The organism is Acinetobacter ursingii DSM 16037 = CIP 107286 (assembly GCF_000368825.1).
Taxonomy (GTDB): domain Bacteria; phylum Pseudomonadota; class Gammaproteobacteria; order Pseudomonadales; family Moraxellaceae; genus Acinetobacter; species Acinetobacter ursingii.
In genome coordinates this window covers 280602-298612 of record NZ_KB849715.1, presented here as the reverse complement: position 1 = coordinate 298612, position 18011 = coordinate 280602, and the positions used below count along the sequence as shown (strand labels likewise).

The window sequence follows — 18011 nt, the reverse complement described above, 5'->3', positions numbered from 1 at the left end:
CAATGGGCAATATCCCTTTAGAACATGGTTTGATTGTTGCAACCATTCTTTTTGCACTGGGTTTTTACGGTGTAATGGTGCGACGCAATCTTCTCTTTATGTTGATGAGCCTTGAAATCATGATGAATGCTGCGGCATTGGCATTTGTTTTAGCAGGAAGTGCATGGGCACAACCTGATGGTCAGATTATGTTTATCCTGATTTTGACTCTTGCTGCGGCAGAGGCTTGTATTGGTCTTGCGATTGTCCTTCAGTTTTACCATCGCTTCCACCATCTGGATGTGGATGCTGCTAGTGAGATGCGCGGATGAGTACTTTATATTTAACGATTCTTTTTCCGCTGATCGGTTTTATTTTATTAGCGGTAGGGCGCGACAAGCTCTCTGAAAATGTCGCAGCCATTATTGGTGTCGGCTCGGTTGGACTCTCTGCATTGTTTGCTCTCATTGCCGGACTTGCATTTACCAGCAGTGGACAACCATTTTTTGTCCAACATTTGTGGACTTGGTTTAATGTCGGTGGTTTTGCACCGGGTATTACGCTATATCTCGATGGTTTGTCATTACTGATGACAGGCATGATTACGGGTGTGGGTTTCCTCATCCATATCTTTGCTTCATGGTATATGCGCGGCGAAGAAGGCTATGCGCGTTTCTTCTCATATTTCAACCTGTTTGTTGCCAGCATGTTGGTGTTGGTGCTTGGCGATAACTTGGCGTTATTGTTCTTGGGTTGGGAAGGCGTCGGTCTGTGCTCATATCTATTGATTGGATTTTATTATTCAAATCCAGACAATGGCTGGGCTGCGATCAAGGCATTTACAGTGACACGTGTTGGTGACGTATTTTTACTTATTGCATTGTTCCTGCTTTATCAACAGTTTGGTACGTTAAATACGCATTATATCGTTGAAAATGCGGCGACAGTGATGACACAAAGCTCATCGCTTTCAATCTGGACCGCTTTAATGTTGTTCTTGGGTGCGGCAGGTAAATCTGCGCAGATTCCATTACAAACATGGTTGGCCGATGCGATGGCAGGCCCTACGCCTGTTTCAGCACTTATCCACGCTGCAACGATGGTGACAGCGGGTGTCTATCTGACCAGTCGTATGCATAGCGTGATTGAAATGGCGCCAGCAGTGATGCAATTCATTTCAATTACAGGTGCTGTAACTTTGCTCGTCGCAGGTTTTGCAGCATTGGTTCAAACCGATATCAAACGTATTTTGGCTTACTCAACGATGAGTCAGTTGGGTTATATGTTTATGGCAGTGGGTGCAGAAGCCTATCAGGCAGGTCTGTTCCATATGTTGGCTCACGCATTCTTTAAAGCGTTATTGTTCTTATCTTCTGGTGCAGTGATTTTAGCGTGTCATCATGAACAAAACATTTTCAAGATGGGTGGTTTGCGTAAAAAGATTCCATTTGTATTCTGGTGTTTTGTCATCGGCGGCGGTGCACTTGCTGCGCTTCCAATCGTGACCATTGGCTTCTTCTCTAAAGATGCGATCTTAGGCGCAGTTTATGCACAATCTGTGATTGCAAACTTACCACTTTACAATACCTTGTATTGGGTCGGGGTTGCAGGTGCATTCTTAACGTCTATTTATACTTTCCGTTTAATCTGGGTGGTATTTTTTGGCGAAGAAAAAACAGAAGCACATGCTATTCATGGTGTGACTTACTGGGGACCTTTGGCTATTCTTGCATTCTTATCGACAGGTTTCGGTTACTTCTTACAAGCTCCAGTTTTGAAGCTTTTAAGCAGTGCTAATATTCCAAGTTTTGTGATTCCAGAAAGTTTGGAAGCTGCGGTTTCTCACGCAGAACATTTGGCAAGCGGTATTGCGATTGCGGGTTTAATCGTAGGAATCTTGTTGTTTGTATTTGCTTACGCGGCAGTTAAATCTTTTGCTCAAAGTGGTTTGGGTTCAGGTTTAGTGCATATTTGTCGTACTGCATTTGGTTTTGATGCCTTGTATAACATCGTGTTTGTAAAACCTTATTTGTTTATAGCAAGACTTTTAGGTCGAGATCCAATCGATAGCATGTGGCTGGTATTGCCTGCCTTAGTGAAAGGCGGCAACAAATTTACGAGTTCACGTCAAACTGGTTTAGTGCGTGAATACGCTTCCAGTATGTCGCTTGGTGTCGTCGTGCTGTTGATGATCCTTATCGTTATTCAGGTGGTGGGGAAATAAAATGGAAAACAATTTAATTTTACCCGCGCTGATTTTAGTTCCTTTCATTGCTGGTTTTGTTTGCTGGTTGGTCGACAAGCTCGATCAGCATTTACCGCGCTGGATTGCCTTAATTGGTATGCTCGTGACTTTGGGATTGACACTTGCACTATGGCAAAGTGGTCAATTTCATTATGAGCTTGGTGCTCGAGTTCCAACGTGGTCAGCAGAGTTTAATCTTCCTTGGATTCAGACTTTAGGGATTAATATCCATCTTGCTATTGATGGTTTATCACTCTTGATGGTTGGCCTGACTGCACTACTGGGTGTTTTGGCAGTTGGTTGTTCATGGGGTGAAATCCAGAAAAATGTCGGTTTCTTCCATCTAAACCTTTTATGGTCTTTGGGTGGCGTGATCGGGGTTTTCCTTGCAGTTGATTTGTTCTTGTTCTTCTTCTTCTGGGAGATGATGCTGGTTCCAATCTACTTCCTGATCGCACTATGGGGTCACCGTGGTGCAGACGGAAAATCACGTGTCTATGCGGCTACCAAGTTTTTCCTTTATACCCAGATTGCAGGTTTAATCATGCTGATTGGTATTCTGGGTCTGGTGGTCTATGGCTACATGATGACAGGTTCGATCGGATTTGATTACAACTACTTGCTTGCAGTCGCCAATACACTTGATCAGCAAGCACCTGCGGTTGCTTATGCCTTTATGATCTGTATGTTTATTGGTTTTGCAGTGAAATTACCTGTATTTCCACTGCATGGCTGGTTACCCGATGCGCATGCTCAGGCACCGACCGCGGGTTCAGTAGACTTGGCAGGTATTTTGATTAAAACTGCTGCGTATGGTTTACTCCGTTTTGTGATTCCATTCTTCCCAGCGGCTTCGGCACAATTTGCAGATATCGCGATTATTTTTGGTTTGATTGGTATTTTCTACGGTGCTTGGTGTGCCTATCAGCAAACCGATATGAAACGTTTGTTGGCGTATACCTCAATTTCGCACATGGGCTTTGTGCTTCTTGCGATTTATGCCGGTAATATCCTGACCTATCAGGGTTTAATGATCATGATGCTGGCACATGGTTTATCTTCTGCTGCACTCTTCATTATGTCTGGTCAAGTCTATGAGCGTCTACATACGCGTGATTTACGCCTGATGGGTGGTTTGCGTGGACAGCTTCAATATTTACCATTCTTCCTGATGTTCTTTGTGGCTGCTTTGGTGGGTATACCAGGACTAGGTAACTTTATTGGTGAATTCCTGATCCTTATGGGTTCATTTAATAAATATCCTGCGTTCACGATTATCGCTGCGGTGAGTTTGGTCTTTGCAGGACTATATGGTTTGATTTTGATTCATAAAGCATTGTTTGGTGAGCCAAACCCTGAACAAAAACAGCACTATGTTCAACCGCTTAAAGATTTGAATTTACGTGAGCTTGTTATTTTGATGGTGTGTCTGATTGGTTTGGTCTGGTTGGGTCTTTATCCTCAAACCTTCCTCGACGTATCGCACTCAAGCATGCAATGGTTAGCCAATAGCTATAGTCCTGTACAACCTGTGGTTGACTTGACTCAGCAAGCAGCGACTCAGCTTAGTAATGTGGAGATCCAATAAGCCATGAACTTCACAATGTCTTTTTCTCAGCTTATGCCTTTGGCACCCGTGATGATTGTGGCGTTGACCGCAGTCGTTGTGATGATCCTGATTGCAATTAAACGTAATCATAATTTAATTGCAACCGCTTCAGTGGTGGGTCTAAACCTTGCCGCAGCTTATATTCTCATTACGATGTTTGGTGGTCATTTTGTACCATCGAATGTCATGGGAATGTTTATGATCGATCCGTTTACGCTGATTTATCAATTACTCATTATTGTGGCTTCACTTGCGTGCTGTACTTTGTCACATGCGTATATTGAAACCTATAAAGATAATCGCGAAGAACTTTACTTATTGCTTCTGATCTCGGTATCAGGGGCAATGCTGATGGTTGCAAGCGCGCATTATGCTTCTTTCTTCATTAGCCTTGAGTTAATGTCGATCCCAGTTTATGGCTTGTTGGCTTATACCTATCAGCGTAGTCGTTCACTTGAATCTGGTGTGAAGTATCTTGTACTTTCTGCAACTGCTTCTGCAATGCTTTTGATGGGCATGGCTTATATCTATGCCTATACAGGTTCATTGTCTTTCTATGATTCTGTACAAGCATTATTTAATGCGATTCGCCAACCAATGGTGATTTTAGGGCTTGCACTGGTCATTTTTGCGGTTGCATTCAAACTTTCACTGGCGCCATTTCATAAATGGACACCTGATGTTTATGCAGGTGCGCCAGCGCCAATGGCGACCTTTTTGGCGACTGCGGCTAAAGTGGCAACAATTGGTCTATTTGTACGTTATATGCTGACTTCTGGTGCGATCCTTGTCGATTCACTAGTAACGATTTTAACGATCATTGCCGTGTTATCTATTTTAGCGGGTAACTTGCTTGCAGTTCGTCAGGTCAATTTAAAGCGTATTTTGGCTTATTCATCGATTGCGCATTTTGGTTATTTGTTGATTGCTTTAATCAGCATGACCTACGCAAGTTTAGGTAGCGTTACGGTGTATGTCGTGACTTATGTACTGACTACCATTGGTGCATTCGGTGCGGTTGCGTTGATGTCTAGTCCTTATAACAATGTCGATGAAGCTGAAAGTCTTGCGGATTATCGTGGTTTATTCTGGCGTCGTCCTGTTTTAACTGCGACTTTAACCGTAATGATGCTGTCTTTGGCGGGTATTCCATTAACTGCGGGCTTTATTGGTAAATTCCTTGTGGTAATGGCTGCGGTAACGACTCAGCATTGGTTCCTTGCAGCCATGATTATTGTGGGTAGTGGTATTGGTTTGTACTATTACCTACGTGTGATGGTGGTCATGTATATGACTCCGCCTGAGGTTCCTCGTATCGATGCGGATAAGCATTGGGGACAAAAAGTAGGTGGAATCATGGTCTTGGCTGCGGCTGCATTGGTTTTAATTATTGGTATCTATCCAGATCCAGTGATTAAACTAGCCTTAGAAGGCGAGATTTTATCACCTCTGCATTTTGTGTTATCACAACAGCATTAAGCTTGTGTTTTAACAAAAAAAACCTCCATTCGTGGAGGTTTTTTAATTTTCGTCACTAAAACTATTTATAATATATCAAGTTTAATGTTGTTTTAGGTGTTCTCCCGTGCCCATTCAAGAAATCCGTCATCCTCTGATTCGTCATAAACTTGGCTTATTGCGACGTTCGGATATCAGCACAAAAAATTTCCGTGAACTTGCTCAAGAAGTCACAATGCTTCTGACTTATGAAGCGACAAAAGATTTGCAACTGGTCGATCATGAGGTTGATGGTTGGGCGGGCAAAGTCACGACCCAGCGTATTGCAGGTAAAAAAATTACCATCGTTCCGATTTTACGAGCAGGAATCGGCATGTTGGAAGGCGTACTTAACCTGATTCCTAGTGCCAAAGTCAGTGTACTCGGTTTGGAGCGTGATGAAGAAACCTTACAGGCGCGAACGTATTACAAAAAATTAGTTCCTGATGTAGCGAATCGTATCGCGATGATTATTGATCCAATGTTAGCGACGGGTAGTTCACTTGTTGCTGCGATTGATGTTCTTAAAGCCAGCGGATGTAAAGATATTCGTGTCATGATTTTGGTTGCTGCACCTGAAGGCATTAAAAAAGTGCATGAATTGCACCCCGAAGTGGAAATTTATACCGCATCGATTGATGATGGATTGAATGCGCAAGGTTATATCGTGCCTGGCCTTGGTGATGCAGGAGATAAGATTTTTGGTAGTGTCCAAAAAGATTAAAAGACTCCTTTAAAAAGCTGCCAATTTGGCGGCTTTTTTTTTGCAAAAAAGGGATGTGCATTCCAGCTAAATTACTGTTTAAGTTTTTTAAAAAATTAAAATAACCTTAAATTTTTTATAAATATTAAATGGAAATAATTATTTACTAGCTTAGGTGAATAAAAAAATACAATTACAATTATGGAGATAGTATGAATAATGTTAGTGATAATTATTATCAATTGAGATAGGATTGCGCTAATTTTATACAGGGGTACATTTAATGTTTAATACTCAACCCAAAATATTAGCCCGTACAATTTCAGTGATGATGTTTATGGCGGCTGGTAGTAGTTTTATTCACGCTGAAGATATATTACCGACCATCAAACTGAAAGCTGACGATCAAGATCAGCAAGGTTATACCGTTAAAAAATCTAAATCTGCAACCAAGATGGATTTGGCGCTGAAAGATACACCTCAGTCTGTGAGTGTAATTACAAAAGAACAAATCGATGATCAAAACTTAACAACTGTTGAAGATGTATTGAATCAGACCCCGGGTGTATATGTACAGCGTTTTGGTGCGCAAGGTGCAGTAGGCAATGGGGGAGAATATGTATTTTATTATGCTCGCGGTAAACAAATCGTAAATTATCAAGTTGATGGTGTTATGACAGCGCCAGCGATTGATGGCAAAAATGGATCATCTCTGAGTAATTTTGACCCCGCTGTTTTTGAAAACGTGACCGTAATTAAGGGTGCTACTGGCTTGACTAATGGTGCGGGTTATCCAAGCGCAAGTGTAAATTTTAATAGAAAACATGCCAATAGTAGTGTCCCAACTGGAGAGGTTAAACTGAGTGGTGGCTCATGGGATACTTACCGATCACAATTTGATGTACAAGGTGGTTTAAATAGTGCTGGTTCTATTCGTGGTCGCGCTGTGGCATCGTATGGTCAGGGTGATTCATGGAAAGCTTGGGGAGATAATCAGTCAGGGACACTCTATGGCATTATCGATGCTGATATTGACCCTAAAACAACGGTTTCTGTTGGTGGTATGCTAAGTCGTAACAAAGTGACGGGTCTTGGTGTGCATGGTATTGATATGTATGGTATTGACGGTGGTATTAATCCATACACCCCTAGCTTTAATGCCAATGCAAAATTGGCATATAGTCGGGTTGATACTATTAATCTATTTGCACAAGCAAAACATGAATTTGAAAATCGTTGGAATTTGCAGGCAAACTATAACTATACACAACAGCAAATTAAGTCGCTGTTTGGGGTGATCGGTGTAGCCTCAGTCAATTATTCTGATCAGGATGTCATCAAAGGTACAACAACTTATAAAGCACATTATGCATCTCTCGCCGCCTCACAAAATAATTTCAATCCCGAAGAACATAGTTTAGATGTTTCTGCGTCAGGGCCGTATCAATTATTTGGTCGTGAACATGAGTTGATGTTGGGTGCAAGTTATCAGCATATTGAAAATAATAATAACAACTTTTCAGGTTCTAACAGTGCTAATGCGGTTGATTTGAGAACGTGGAATGGCGATGTTGCATTACCTAACGCGGCGACTCAAGTAGTGGGAGTAAATAACAAGAAATATGAGCAAGTCGGATATTATTTGGCTACACGCTTGAATCCAATTGATCATTTACATGTCATTGCTGGTGCTCGTTTATCCGACTATGATTATGAAACATTAGTCACGACTGCAACCAAAAATACACCTACCCATTTTAGTACTTATGCAAAAGTTACTCCTTATGCAGGTATTACTTATGACATTGCTCCGTGGTTAACTGCTTATGCAAGCTATACTAATATTTTCATGCCACAAAGTAACCGTGACTACAATTATGCTTTATTGGATCCGCAAGAAGGTGATAACTATGAAGGTGGTTTTAAAGCGACATTCTTTGAAAATCGCCTGAATCTAAGTGCTTCATATTTTGAAGCCAAGATGGATAATGTAGCGGATGCTGGTACAAAATATGGAAATAATATTCCTTCTGATTTAGTTGGAATCGTCTTACCAACTGATAACTATTATACTGAAATGGATGGTGTAAAAACTAAAGGCTATGAGATAGAAGCAAGTGGTGAAATTCTAGATGGATGGAATATTCAAACTGGTTATACTCATGCAAAATCAAAACAAAATGGTGTAAAAGTAAATACAACGATCCCAGAGGATCAATACAAGCTATTTACCACGTATAACCTACCTGTATTAGATAAAAAACTTACCATTGGTGGTGGTGTAAATTGGCAAAGTGCTTTCTATAATGGCAATGTCACAGGTGTAAATTATATCGCCTATAAACAAGATCAATTTGCACTTGTTAGTTTAATGGCAAAATATCAGATTAATCGTGATTTAAGTGTTGCTTTAAATGTGGATAATATCACAAATGAAAAGTATCGCCTCAATACTTGGGCAAATACTTATGGTGACCCAACTAGCTATACAGGCTCTCTGACCTATAAGTTCTAAATTATCTAATCTAAACAGCAGATACTTTGTTTGCTGCTGTTTAGAAAAATAGAAAAGATAATTTAATTTATAATTGTTTTTATTCTCATTTGAGAATTTATCTTATATAATTAGCCCGATTTTTAATGGGGAAATTTCGTGAAAAAGAACATATTATTTTTATCTCTCATTGCACTACCCGCTTTTGCCTTTGCAGAAGAAAATGTTGTGCTACCTACTATCACTGTTAAAGCGGACTCACAAGCAACCGATGCAACGGGAAAACTTAAAAAAGATGCTAATTTAGGTATTTTGGGTGAAAAATCATTATTAAACACTCCTTTTAGTATTCAGTCTTATACAGAGCAGGCGATACAAGATAAACAAGCTGATTCTGTAATGGATGTTTTAAAAAATGATCCAAGTATACGCACAACAACCAACAGTGGGCATTTAAATGAAAACTTTAAAATACGTGGTCTGAGCGTTGGTTGGGAAGATGCGAATATAAATGGTTCTTATGGTATGGGGCCAACAGGTCGTACACCAACTGATATTTTAGGTTCTGTTACAGTATTAAAAGGCCCAAACGCCTTGGTCGCAGGCATGCCTCCGAGTGGAGGGGTAGGTGGTGTTATTATGGCAACCACTAAACGTGCAGATAGAGATTTAACGCAAGTTTCTGCCATGTATGAAGATGGTGGATACTATAAATCTGGTTTTGATGTAGCTCGCCGTTTTGGAGAAAATAAAGAATTTGGCGCTAGAGCTAGTGCAACTTATGGACAAGGCGAACATATCATTGATGGTATGGATGATAAAAATACTGCTGCGGTAATTGGACTGGATTACACAACAGATAAAGCAAAAATTAATCTTGATGCATATTCTGTTCGTGATGAGCGTGATGGTGGTTCGCCAGCAATGGTATCGTTTGCGACTTTGAAAAGTGTACTTGCAGCACCAGATGGTAAAACAAATTATTTTCCTAAACTTCAAGGGGAACAAGAAAGTCAATATGTAGGTTTATCAGGTGAATATAAGCTTTTATCTAATTTAAAAGCTTATGCAGGAATTGGTTACGCTCAAAAAGAATATGTAGGTCATTTGTTTGGCACACGAATGATTGTCACAAATGCGGCAGGAGATGCCTCAACACAATATTATCGTGTACATGCTAAATATGATAATAGTACAGCTAACATAGGTTTGGAAGGTCAATTTAATACAGGACTAGTTTCACATACCGTTGGCTTACGTGCAGATTATCTATCGAGCCATTTAAAGCAACATTATGCTGCAACATCATCATCATTTAAAACTAATCTATATAATTCAGATGTGGGTAGTTATGGTGAAATGCCAACAACATATCCTGTCTGGGGGCCATATAATCATAGTGAGTTTCTCAGTTATAGCTTGACTGATCAAATGTCTATGTTAAATGACAAGTTGCAAATAATACTAGGTGCACGTTATCAGGATATGGATATTGATTCAATTAACGCGACTACTAAGACATGGAGCAATTATAGTAAAGATAAGATTTCACCAAGTATTGCATTTGTAGTGAAGCCATTTGGAGATAGCTTATCGTTCTATACCAGTTATGTTGAAGCATTAGTACAAGGATCGACGGTTACTTCTACAGCGGATGCAAACTACGGTAATACTTTTGCGCCATTTGAAACTAAACAGTATGAGATTGGTGCGAAATTTCAAGGTGAGCGTTGGTTGCATACTTTAGCAATGTATCAGATTGAAAAACCAAGCACTATGACATTAAATTTGTCGACAAATGATTCACGCTATGTAGCAGGTAAAACTACTACAGTAACAACAGATGGTGCCGAAACTAAATCTAAAGGAATTGAGTATGGTGTATCTGGCAAAGTAACTGATGACTTAATTGTTTATGGGAACTTGGCTTATATTGATACTAAGTATGAAAAAGCTGCATCAAATCAAGGGAATACAGTTGAAGGTACACCAGAGTTTACCGCAGGCTTAGGTTTAGATTATCAAATTCCTTTGATTGAAGGATTAAGTGTTAATACTTTTGTTACTTACATTGATGATCAGTATTTAGATTCAGGCAACACATTAAAATTACCAGACTATACTTTGGTTGATTTAGGCGCTAAATATGTAACTAAACTAGGCGGAGTAAATACAACTTTCCGTGCCAATGTTGATAATGTAACAGATAAAAAATATTGGGATGGTGTATTTCAAAGTGGTTTTGCCACAATTGGAGCTGGTCGCACTTATAAACTTGGCGTAACATTTGATTTCTAACTAATGCTTCCTATAAAAAAACCTTTCATATGAAAGGTTTTTTTATTTATGTTTTTAAATTCTCAATTCACACGATTTTCACAGAAATTCATAAAGGCTTTTAAACCTGGTCCCTGATATTTCTGACGATGTACCAATACGTGCAGTGGGCGAGTCAATTCCCAAAAAGGCGTTTCTAAAATTACCAACTGTCCTTTTTCAATTAAAGGTTCAATGGCAAGTCTAGAAATACAAGACATTCCTAAACCACCTGCAACGATTTTCAAGATTGCTTCATTATGTCCCAGGGTGAGGCGAATATTGGCATCAGGGACATCTTGTAAAATGGCGTTATCAAAGACTTCGCGCGTTCCTGAACCTTCTTCACGTAAAATCCATTCGACGTTTAAAAAATCCTGAGGTGTCAAAGGCCGACCTAATTTTGCCAAAGGATGGTCAGGCGAGCAACAGACAGCAAGTTCATCATTCCGCCAATGGATACATTGTAATTGTGGTAAATGACACGAACCTTCAATGAGTGCTAAATCAAGCTGAAATTGATTTACTGCCTCAATCATCTGGCGAGTATTCCCGACTTGCAACTGCAAATGTGCCTGAGGGTGAATTTGTAGAAAATCTGCCATGAGGTCAGGGATCAAATAATCACTAATGGTGAGTGTCGCACCTAGACGTAAATCGATACTTTGTAATTCACCTTTAGCGGCTTGTTCAAATGCTTCACAACGCCCCAAAATTTCCAAAGCTTGAGGCAATAAAAAACGACCTAGATCGTTCAATTGTAGGCGTTTGCCTAAACGGTCAAAGAGTGGAGCGCCTAATCCATCTTCAAGGTCAGCCAATGCCATACTGGCAGCACTTTGAGTTAGGCGGACGGCATCGCTGGCTTTGGTTACTGTTCCTTCTTGAGCGACTGCCACAAAGACAGCCAACTGACGTAATGTCATGCGCATGAATCAAGCCTTACCCTTGAAAAGTAGTCATAATTTCTGCTGTCATGCTAACATGAGCATACCCTGTCGTGCCATGTTGAAATTATGTCAATTGAGAAATTTAGCGTAGAAAAAGTCTTATCTGTACAGCGTTGGGCTTCAAATTTGTTTAGTTTTACCATGACCCGCCCAGCGCATTTTAAGTTTACTGCGGGTCAATTTGCCAGAATTGGTTTAAAAGTGGGTGATGATTTGGTGGTGCGCGCTTATTCAGTTGTGTCATCACCGTTTGATGAAACACTAGAGTTCTTTTCGATTGTCGTTCCAAATGGTGCGTTTACGTCAAATTTACAACATCTCAAAGTGGGTGATGAGCTTTACTTAGAAAAAATTTCTTATGGTTTTTTAACCTTGGCGCGTTATCAACTACCTTTACCTCAAGATTTATGGCTATTAGCAACAGGTACAGGGCTGGCGCCTTTTCTTTCGATGTTGCAGGATTTTGCGACATGGCAAAATTACCAGCAAATTCATTTAGTCTATAGTGTTCGTACCGTTTCTGAATTGGCTTATGTTGATCGTATACAAGAGATTGCGGCAAGTTTTGGTGAAGGGCATACTGGATTTAAGTTCGTTCCTGTGATTACGCGTGATCCAAATGCTGTGTTGCACGAAAGATTGCCAGTATTAATTGAAAATGGTGAACTGGAAAAAGCGGTTGGTTATTCGTTAAATCCTGAATCCAGTCATGTCATGCTTTGTGGTAATCCACAAATGGTTGAAGATACCAAAGAGGCATTAAAACGCCGTGGTTTAACCATGAACCGTCGTGGTGAAGGCAATATTGCCGTGGAAAATTATTGGTGATGAGCTGCGGTTATAGCAGCGCAAGAGCGACTAAAGCAGTGCAAGAGCGGTTTAGCAGCTCAAGAGCAAAGCAGAGCACGAGTGATTCAAAGCACCCGCGTCATCAAATCACATGAACAGATATCATGACTTAAATATGACCCATATAAATACGGGCTTTAATGTACAAACATGTCCATAAATTCACGTAATTCCTGAATGGCTGAATCCAGATCTGTACTCAACCACGTTGGCTCAAAGAATCCCGCATAATGTTCTAAACGCTCTTGTGGAACCACCAGACGAATTGGACATTCTTCTTCAAGTAGACGCCACGGTAGTATGGGAACTTCATTGTCCAGAAATGAATTGACGTTTCGAATATCAATGATCATCGCATTGATACAATCGGGAAAAGGCATGACTGAAAATTCTTCCGTGCGGCGTCTAAAATATTCCAGATCACCCCATTTCAAGCTATAGCTTGCTTTATTAAAGCTAATAATTCCGATCAGATGTTCATCACGCGTGACGTGTAATGAGCATTCATGTGTGACGTCAGTGTCTAAATCCAGAGTGACGCTTTGCTGACGATACGACATAAAGACCTGAGCAAAAAAATGGGTGGGCTATTATAGCCTATTTTTATATACAACGCAGAAACAAAGAACACGATAGCGCTATGCTTTTTCACACAATGCTACATAAGTGCTTGTTATGATAAAGAACAATGGAAAATAAAAGAGGGGATTGCGATGACACATGATTTTAATAAACCAACACCACATACTTCGTCACCAGAAGAGACCGAAAAGAAACGTCGTTTGCCGGTTTATATTTTGGCAATTGTGGGAATTTTTTTAGTGGCATTGATTGTGTATATGGTGGCTGATCATAAACCAGATGCAAGTGATGCACCACCAGATCATCCAAATCCAAATGCACAGCCTGCTACGCCAAATAATTCAACTACCAATAGTCAACAGTCTTAAATTGTTATCGATTCTAATTTTTAACAAGCCATCTAATGTGATTAGATGGCTTTTTTGCAATCTTTTACTTCATTTTTGTAGTAGTTCTTATATTGCATCTTGAATAAAAAATAAGCACATAATATGTTGAGGTAGATCACAAATAATATCCATTCTTAAAACCATTTTACAGCTTAACTTCATCAAGACTAAGCCGTGATTAATATAACAAAGAGGGCATGACCTATATGAACGATTATTTTAACAATGAGGCTGCGCAAGCCCATTATGGATTTATGTACTATTGGGATATGTTTCAGCCCATTATCGCGGCAATTGCAGTTTTTATTATTGGTTGGATTTTGGCACTGATTATCGCTGCGGGTGTCAAAAAATTACTCAATCTAATTGGAACCAATCGTCATTTATCGACCGCAACGGGTAAAGCACCAGACTTTGAGTCAATTATTTCAAAATTTATATTTTGGTTTGTGTTGATTATTGCGCTGATTGCTTCTTTAAACGTACTGAATATTTATAGTGTCAGCGGGCCATTTAGTGCCATGATCACCCAAGTATTGGTTTTTGTGCCGAATCTTATTGCAGCGGCTGTCGTGGCTTTTGTGGGTTGGATCTTGGCGCGTTTGGTGCGAGCAGGACTATCCAAAGCTTTGTCTAAGACTCAACTTGATGAGAAACTGAGCAATGAAGTCGGTGTTCGACCACTCAGTGAAAATATTGCAGATATTATCTATTGGTTAATTCTGCTTTTATTTTTACCTATTGTCCTTTCGATTTTAGGACTCTCAGGTCTTTTACTCCCTGTTCAGGCAATGGTGGCTGAAGTTGTTGGATATCTTCCAAACATCTTTATTGCAGGCGTGATCGTTTTTGTTGGCTACATTTTGGCAAAAATTGTACGTGGGATTACAGAAGGCTTGGTCAATAGTGTGGGTTTACAAGCTCAAGCTGAGAAAATAGGACTGTTTAAAAACAGCAATATCGCCAATGTACTAGGTTCTCTGGTTTTTGCGCTGATCTTTATTACTGCATTGATTATTGCATTTGAAGCGCTTGGAATTGAGTCTATTTCTCAGCCAGCAACAGCCATGCTCAATGAGATCATGTTTGCGATACCAAATATTATTGCTGCTGGTCTGATTTTGATTATTGCCTATGTCGTCTCCCGTTTTGTCGCAAAACTGGTTGAAGATATTTTGGCAGGTACAGGTGTCGATGATGTTCCTGCAAAGTTTGACTTACAGCGTTTCTTGGGATCGACTAAAATCTCGCATGTGGTTGGTGTCTTAATCGTATTCTTTACCATGTTGTTTGCGGTTGCAGAAGCAGCGAATCGTCTTGGTTTTGATCAGATTAGTCATCTGGTCGCGATCTTCATTGCCTTCGGCGCCAACATTTTACTTGGTGCTTTAATTCTGGTCGTAGGTTTCTGTTTAGCCAATATCGTGGCAAATGTCGTTCAACGCGGTGAATATAACAGCTCACGCTGGTTAGGTAATCTGGTTCGTATCTTGATTATGGGCTTGGTTCTAGCGATGGGACTACGCGCAATGGGTATTGCCGATTCAATCGTCAATCTGGCTTTTGGACTCACACTCGGTTCGGTGGCAGTCGCATTTGCTCTCGCTTTTGGTCTGGGTGGTCGTCAACCTGCAGAACGTGTTTTGACCGATCTTATTGATAAAGCCAAAGCTGAGGGAAATAAACCCAATCCAATCGCGAAAACTCAATCAGCGGTTGTGGTTGAAACACCTGTTGCATCATCGCCTGTTGCACCCTCAGAGGCGGCAACAGATCATAATGTTCCTACCACGTTTGATGTAGACCCCGCGCATAAACCTTTAAATAATCCTTATGGCTCTAAAGGCGAAGGTGAGGATGATCCAACATCAAAACCCGATGATCAACCGAAATAAGTTTTGATTTTTGCACCAGAATCGGCCACTCTATCCTGAGTGGTCGTTTTTTTAGACCGTTAAAATAGATTTTTCATCACTGTTTCGCCTTCTTTATTTTCTCTCTAAAGAAGAAATAAAAAAGACGTATGAAAGCAATCTAATCAATGACTTATAAAAAATAAAAGAGGAGTGAAAAATGCAAAAGCAGCCGAATCGATTTATCGCCCCGATTGTGATTGCGGGTATTACTGTCGGATTTTTGGTCAGTGCTTATAAGTTTGTATTTGCCAAAAATAAAGTGACACAAACAGAAAAAACAGGTGTAGATGAAACTCCTTCAATCGAAGCCAATCAGATCGATGCTGCACCATAATTTTGACGTATTTTATACATATTGTGCAGCGGCATAGGCCGATGACCACGCCCACTGAAAGTTATAACCGCCTAAATGTCCAGTCACATCTAAAACTTCACCAATAAAATAGAGCCCCTTAACTTTCTGGCTTTGCATGGTTTTGGATGAAATTTCAGCGGTGTCTACTCCACCCAAAGTCACTTCGGCGGTACGATAGCCTTCAGTCCCGGAGGGTTTCACTACAAAACCATGAAGCTGTGCTGCAATCTGCTCCAAGACTGTATCACTCAGTTGAGCAATCGCGGTTTCTGCATAGTTAGGCCAGATCAGTTGTTGTAACTCAAGCACAATGCTTTTTGCGGTCAGTTCGGATAATAACGTGCGTAACAAGACTTTGGGTTGCTGCTGTTTTTTTTGTTTCAAATAATCAGCTAAGTCTTGGGTAGGAAAAAAGTTGATCTGAAAAGATTCACCTGCTTGCCAATAATTCGAAAGTTGCAGTGAACTTGGACCACTTAAACCACGATGAGTAAAGAGTAGTGCCTCGGTAAAACTGTTTTTATCATTGGAAAGTGTCACCTCCAAAGCATTCCCACTCAGGCGTGTGGTTACTTCTTTAAATTTATCAGAAAAAGTAAAGGGGACTAATCCTGCGCGAGTTGGAAAAACCTGATGACCAAATTGTTTAGCTAGCTCATAGCCAATTCCTGAACCACCTAGTGTTGGAATTGAAAGGCCACCTGATGCAACAACCAGAGATTCACAAGTAAAGGTTGCGTGTGTACTTTGAACTTCAAAAAGTTGATGGTCTAATTGCTTCACAGTTTTTACTTCACAGTCCGTTTTTATGTTGACCAGTTTCGTTTTATCGCATTCAGCTAAAAGCATATTCAAAATATCTTTTGAACCATTTAAGGTAAAAAGCTGTCCATGCTTACGTTCTTCATAGGCGATGCCATAGTCACAGACCAAGCCGATAAAATCCCAATTGTTATAACGTGATAAGGCCGAAATCACAAAATGTGGATTATGTGAAATAAAATTCTCAGGCTCGACATACAGGTTAGTAAAATTACATTTACCTCCGCCAGACATCAGGATTTTTTTTCCGACTTTGTTGGCTTTTTCGACCACTAAAACTTTGCGTCCACGCTGAGCAGCCTGAGCCGCCAGCATTAGTCCAGACGCACCGGCACCCAGAACAATGACATCATAATGCATGGACATAAATTTACTCAGCGTTATAAAAGCGCGACATTATAAAAGATTTTGCCTGCCCTGTAATCCACCACTATGAATTGCTAAAATTCGGGTATGAGGAGGAAAGTAAGCCTTTTCGATCAAGTCAAAAATGCCAAATAGCATTTTTCCTGTATAAATGGGCTCAAGTGGAATTTGATATTGTTTTTCGAAAAACTGAATAAACTCGATTAACTGCGCGGAAGTCTTGGCATAACCGCCACAACAATACTCATCTATAATCTTCCAGTTTTTCTTTGCGGTAAGGTGGGTAACGTCACTCGTTAAAAAATCGCCTTTTAACGCAGAGAAACCCAAAATATTTTGATTAAAGTGACTTGATTCAATCAATCCTGTGATCGTGCCGCCAGTTCCCACCGCACAGCAAATCACATCGTAATTTTGTCGATCTTGTTCGCTTAAAATTTCTTTGCAACCTTGAATGGCAAGAGAGTTTGTTCCACCTTCTGGAATAATATAGGCGTTTGGAAATCGAGATTGTAATTCTGCCAAAAAATCAGGTTGCTCTTTATTGCGATAATCCTGTCGATTGATGAATTCGAGTTGCATGCCAAACTGCGAGGCAGTGGCCAAAGTGTGATTTAAGCGTTGATCAGCCAGTTCTTCACCACGAATGATGCCAATACTGTTAAAGCCAAAATAATGGGCTGCATAAGCTGTAGCTGCAATATGGTTGGAAAATGCGCCACCAAAAGTAATCAGGGTATCCTGCCCCAGTTGTTTGGCATGCTGTAAGTTATATTTGAGCTTATAAAATTTATTGCCTGAAATATGTGGATGAATGAGATCCAGACGTTTTAAATCAAGATGTATGTCAGGCTGATCCATGAGAGTTTGATATCCCACAGCTTGTGCAATAGCGTTGAACATAGAAGACAGCCTGAATTAAAACGTCATATCAATAAG

General features: G+C 40.3%; 15 protein-coding genes. 11 read left to right on the top strand and 4 right to left on the bottom strand.

What is annotated here, in order from left to right; translation table 11 throughout:
- Positions 1-2 precede the first annotated feature (2 nt).
- The 7 genes from nuoK to F944_RS04425 all read left to right on the top strand — a co-directional run bounded on the left by nuoK (position 3) and on the right by F944_RS04425 (position 10825).
- Positions 3-311, top strand: a complete 309-nt coding sequence (gene nuoK / locus F944_RS04455) for an NADH-quinone oxidoreductase subunit NuoK (RefSeq protein ID WP_004987386.1) — start codon at positions 3-5, stop codon at positions 309-311.
- Positions 308-2203 (top strand): NADH-quinone oxidoreductase subunit L, encoded by a 1896-nt coding sequence (gene nuoL / locus F944_RS04450; protein ID WP_004987385.1) that lies wholly within the window; start codon positions 308-310, stop codon positions 2201-2203. The genes nuoK and nuoL overlap by 4 nt, the downstream gene beginning before the upstream one ends.
- A 1-nt stretch (position 2204) precedes the next feature.
- Positions 2205-3812, top strand: coding sequence for an NADH-quinone oxidoreductase subunit M (gene nuoM, locus F944_RS04445; RefSeq protein ID WP_004987384.1), 1608 nt, complete (start codon positions 2205-2207; stop codon positions 3810-3812).
- Positions 3813-3815: 3 nt separating this feature from the next.
- Positions 3816-5312 carry an NADH-quinone oxidoreductase subunit NuoN gene (gene nuoN / locus F944_RS04440; protein ID WP_004987382.1) on the top strand — a complete coding sequence of 499 codons (1497 nt, stop codon included), beginning with the start codon at positions 3816-3818 and terminating at the stop codon, positions 5310-5312.
- A gap of 106 nt (positions 5313-5418) precedes the next feature.
- On the top strand, positions 5419-6054 hold the full coding sequence (upp, locus tag F944_RS04435; protein WP_004987377.1) for a uracil phosphoribosyltransferase: 636 nt from the start codon (positions 5419-5421) through the stop codon (positions 6052-6054).
- A 262-nt stretch (positions 6055-6316) separates the two neighbouring features.
- Positions 6317-8548, top strand: a complete 2232-nt coding sequence (locus F944_RS04430; protein ID WP_004987374.1) for a TonB-dependent siderophore receptor — start codon at positions 6317-6319, stop codon at positions 8546-8548.
- A 138-nt stretch (positions 8549-8686) separates the two neighbouring features.
- Complete coding sequence (locus tag F944_RS04425) at positions 8687-10825, top strand: TonB-dependent receptor (protein WP_004987369.1); 2139 nt, start codon at positions 8687-8689, stop codon at positions 10823-10825.
- A gap of 62 nt (positions 10826-10887) precedes the next feature.
- Here the strand turns inward: F944_RS04425 and gigC are convergent, their stop codons facing one another.
- Entirely contained in the window at positions 10888-11775 is an 888-nt protein-coding gene (gene gigC / locus F944_RS04420; RefSeq protein ID WP_004987367.1) for a LysR family transcriptional regulator GigC, read from the bottom strand.
- Positions 11776-11859: 84 nt separating this feature from the next.
- On the opposite strand from gigC, the gene F944_RS04415 reads away from it, so the two are divergent.
- Entirely contained in the window at positions 11860-12621 is a 762-nt protein-coding gene (locus F944_RS04415; RefSeq protein ID WP_004987365.1) for a ferredoxin--NADP reductase, read from the top strand.
- A 158-nt stretch (positions 12622-12779) separates the two neighbouring features.
- Here F944_RS04415 and F944_RS04410 read toward each other — a convergent pair whose 3' ends face one another.
- Positions 12780-13202, bottom strand: coding sequence for a hypothetical protein (locus F944_RS04410; RefSeq protein ID WP_004987358.1), 423 nt, complete (start codon positions 13200-13202; stop codon positions 12780-12782).
- Positions 13203-13355: 153 nt separating this feature from the next.
- On the opposite strand from F944_RS04410, the gene F944_RS04405 reads away from it, so the two are divergent.
- The 3 genes from F944_RS04405 (at position 13356) to F944_RS17065 (ending at position 15863) form a co-directional block, all read left to right on the top strand.
- The gene (locus tag F944_RS04405) at positions 13356-13592 is read left to right on the top strand and encodes a flagellar basal body-associated FliL family protein (protein WP_004987355.1); all 237 of its coding nucleotides are present in this window, start codon (positions 13356-13358) and stop codon (positions 13590-13592) included.
- A 227-nt stretch (positions 13593-13819) separates the two neighbouring features.
- Entirely contained in the window at positions 13820-15508 is a 1689-nt protein-coding gene (locus F944_RS04400) for a mechanosensitive ion channel (RefSeq protein WP_004987353.1), read from the top strand.
- 178 nt (positions 15509-15686) lie between these two features.
- On the top strand, positions 15687-15863 hold the full coding sequence (locus F944_RS17065) for a hypothetical protein (RefSeq protein ID WP_004987350.1): 177 nt from the start codon (positions 15687-15689) through the stop codon (positions 15861-15863).
- Between the two features lie 12 nt (positions 15864-15875).
- Here the strand turns inward: F944_RS17065 and F944_RS04395 are convergent, their stop codons facing one another.
- Together F944_RS04395 and F944_RS04390 are read right to left on the bottom strand one after the other, a co-directional pair.
- Positions 15876-17072 (bottom strand): BaiN/RdsA family NAD(P)/FAD-dependent oxidoreductase, encoded by a 1197-nt coding sequence (locus F944_RS04395; RefSeq protein ID WP_004987344.1) that lies wholly within the window; start codon positions 17070-17072, stop codon positions 15876-15878.
- A 30-nt stretch (positions 17073-17102) separates the two neighbouring features.
- Entirely contained in the window at positions 17103-17975 is an 873-nt protein-coding gene (locus tag F944_RS04390) for a 1-aminocyclopropane-1-carboxylate deaminase/D-cysteine desulfhydrase (RefSeq protein ID WP_004987341.1), read from the bottom strand.
- Between the last annotated feature and the right edge of the window lie 36 nt (positions 17976-18011).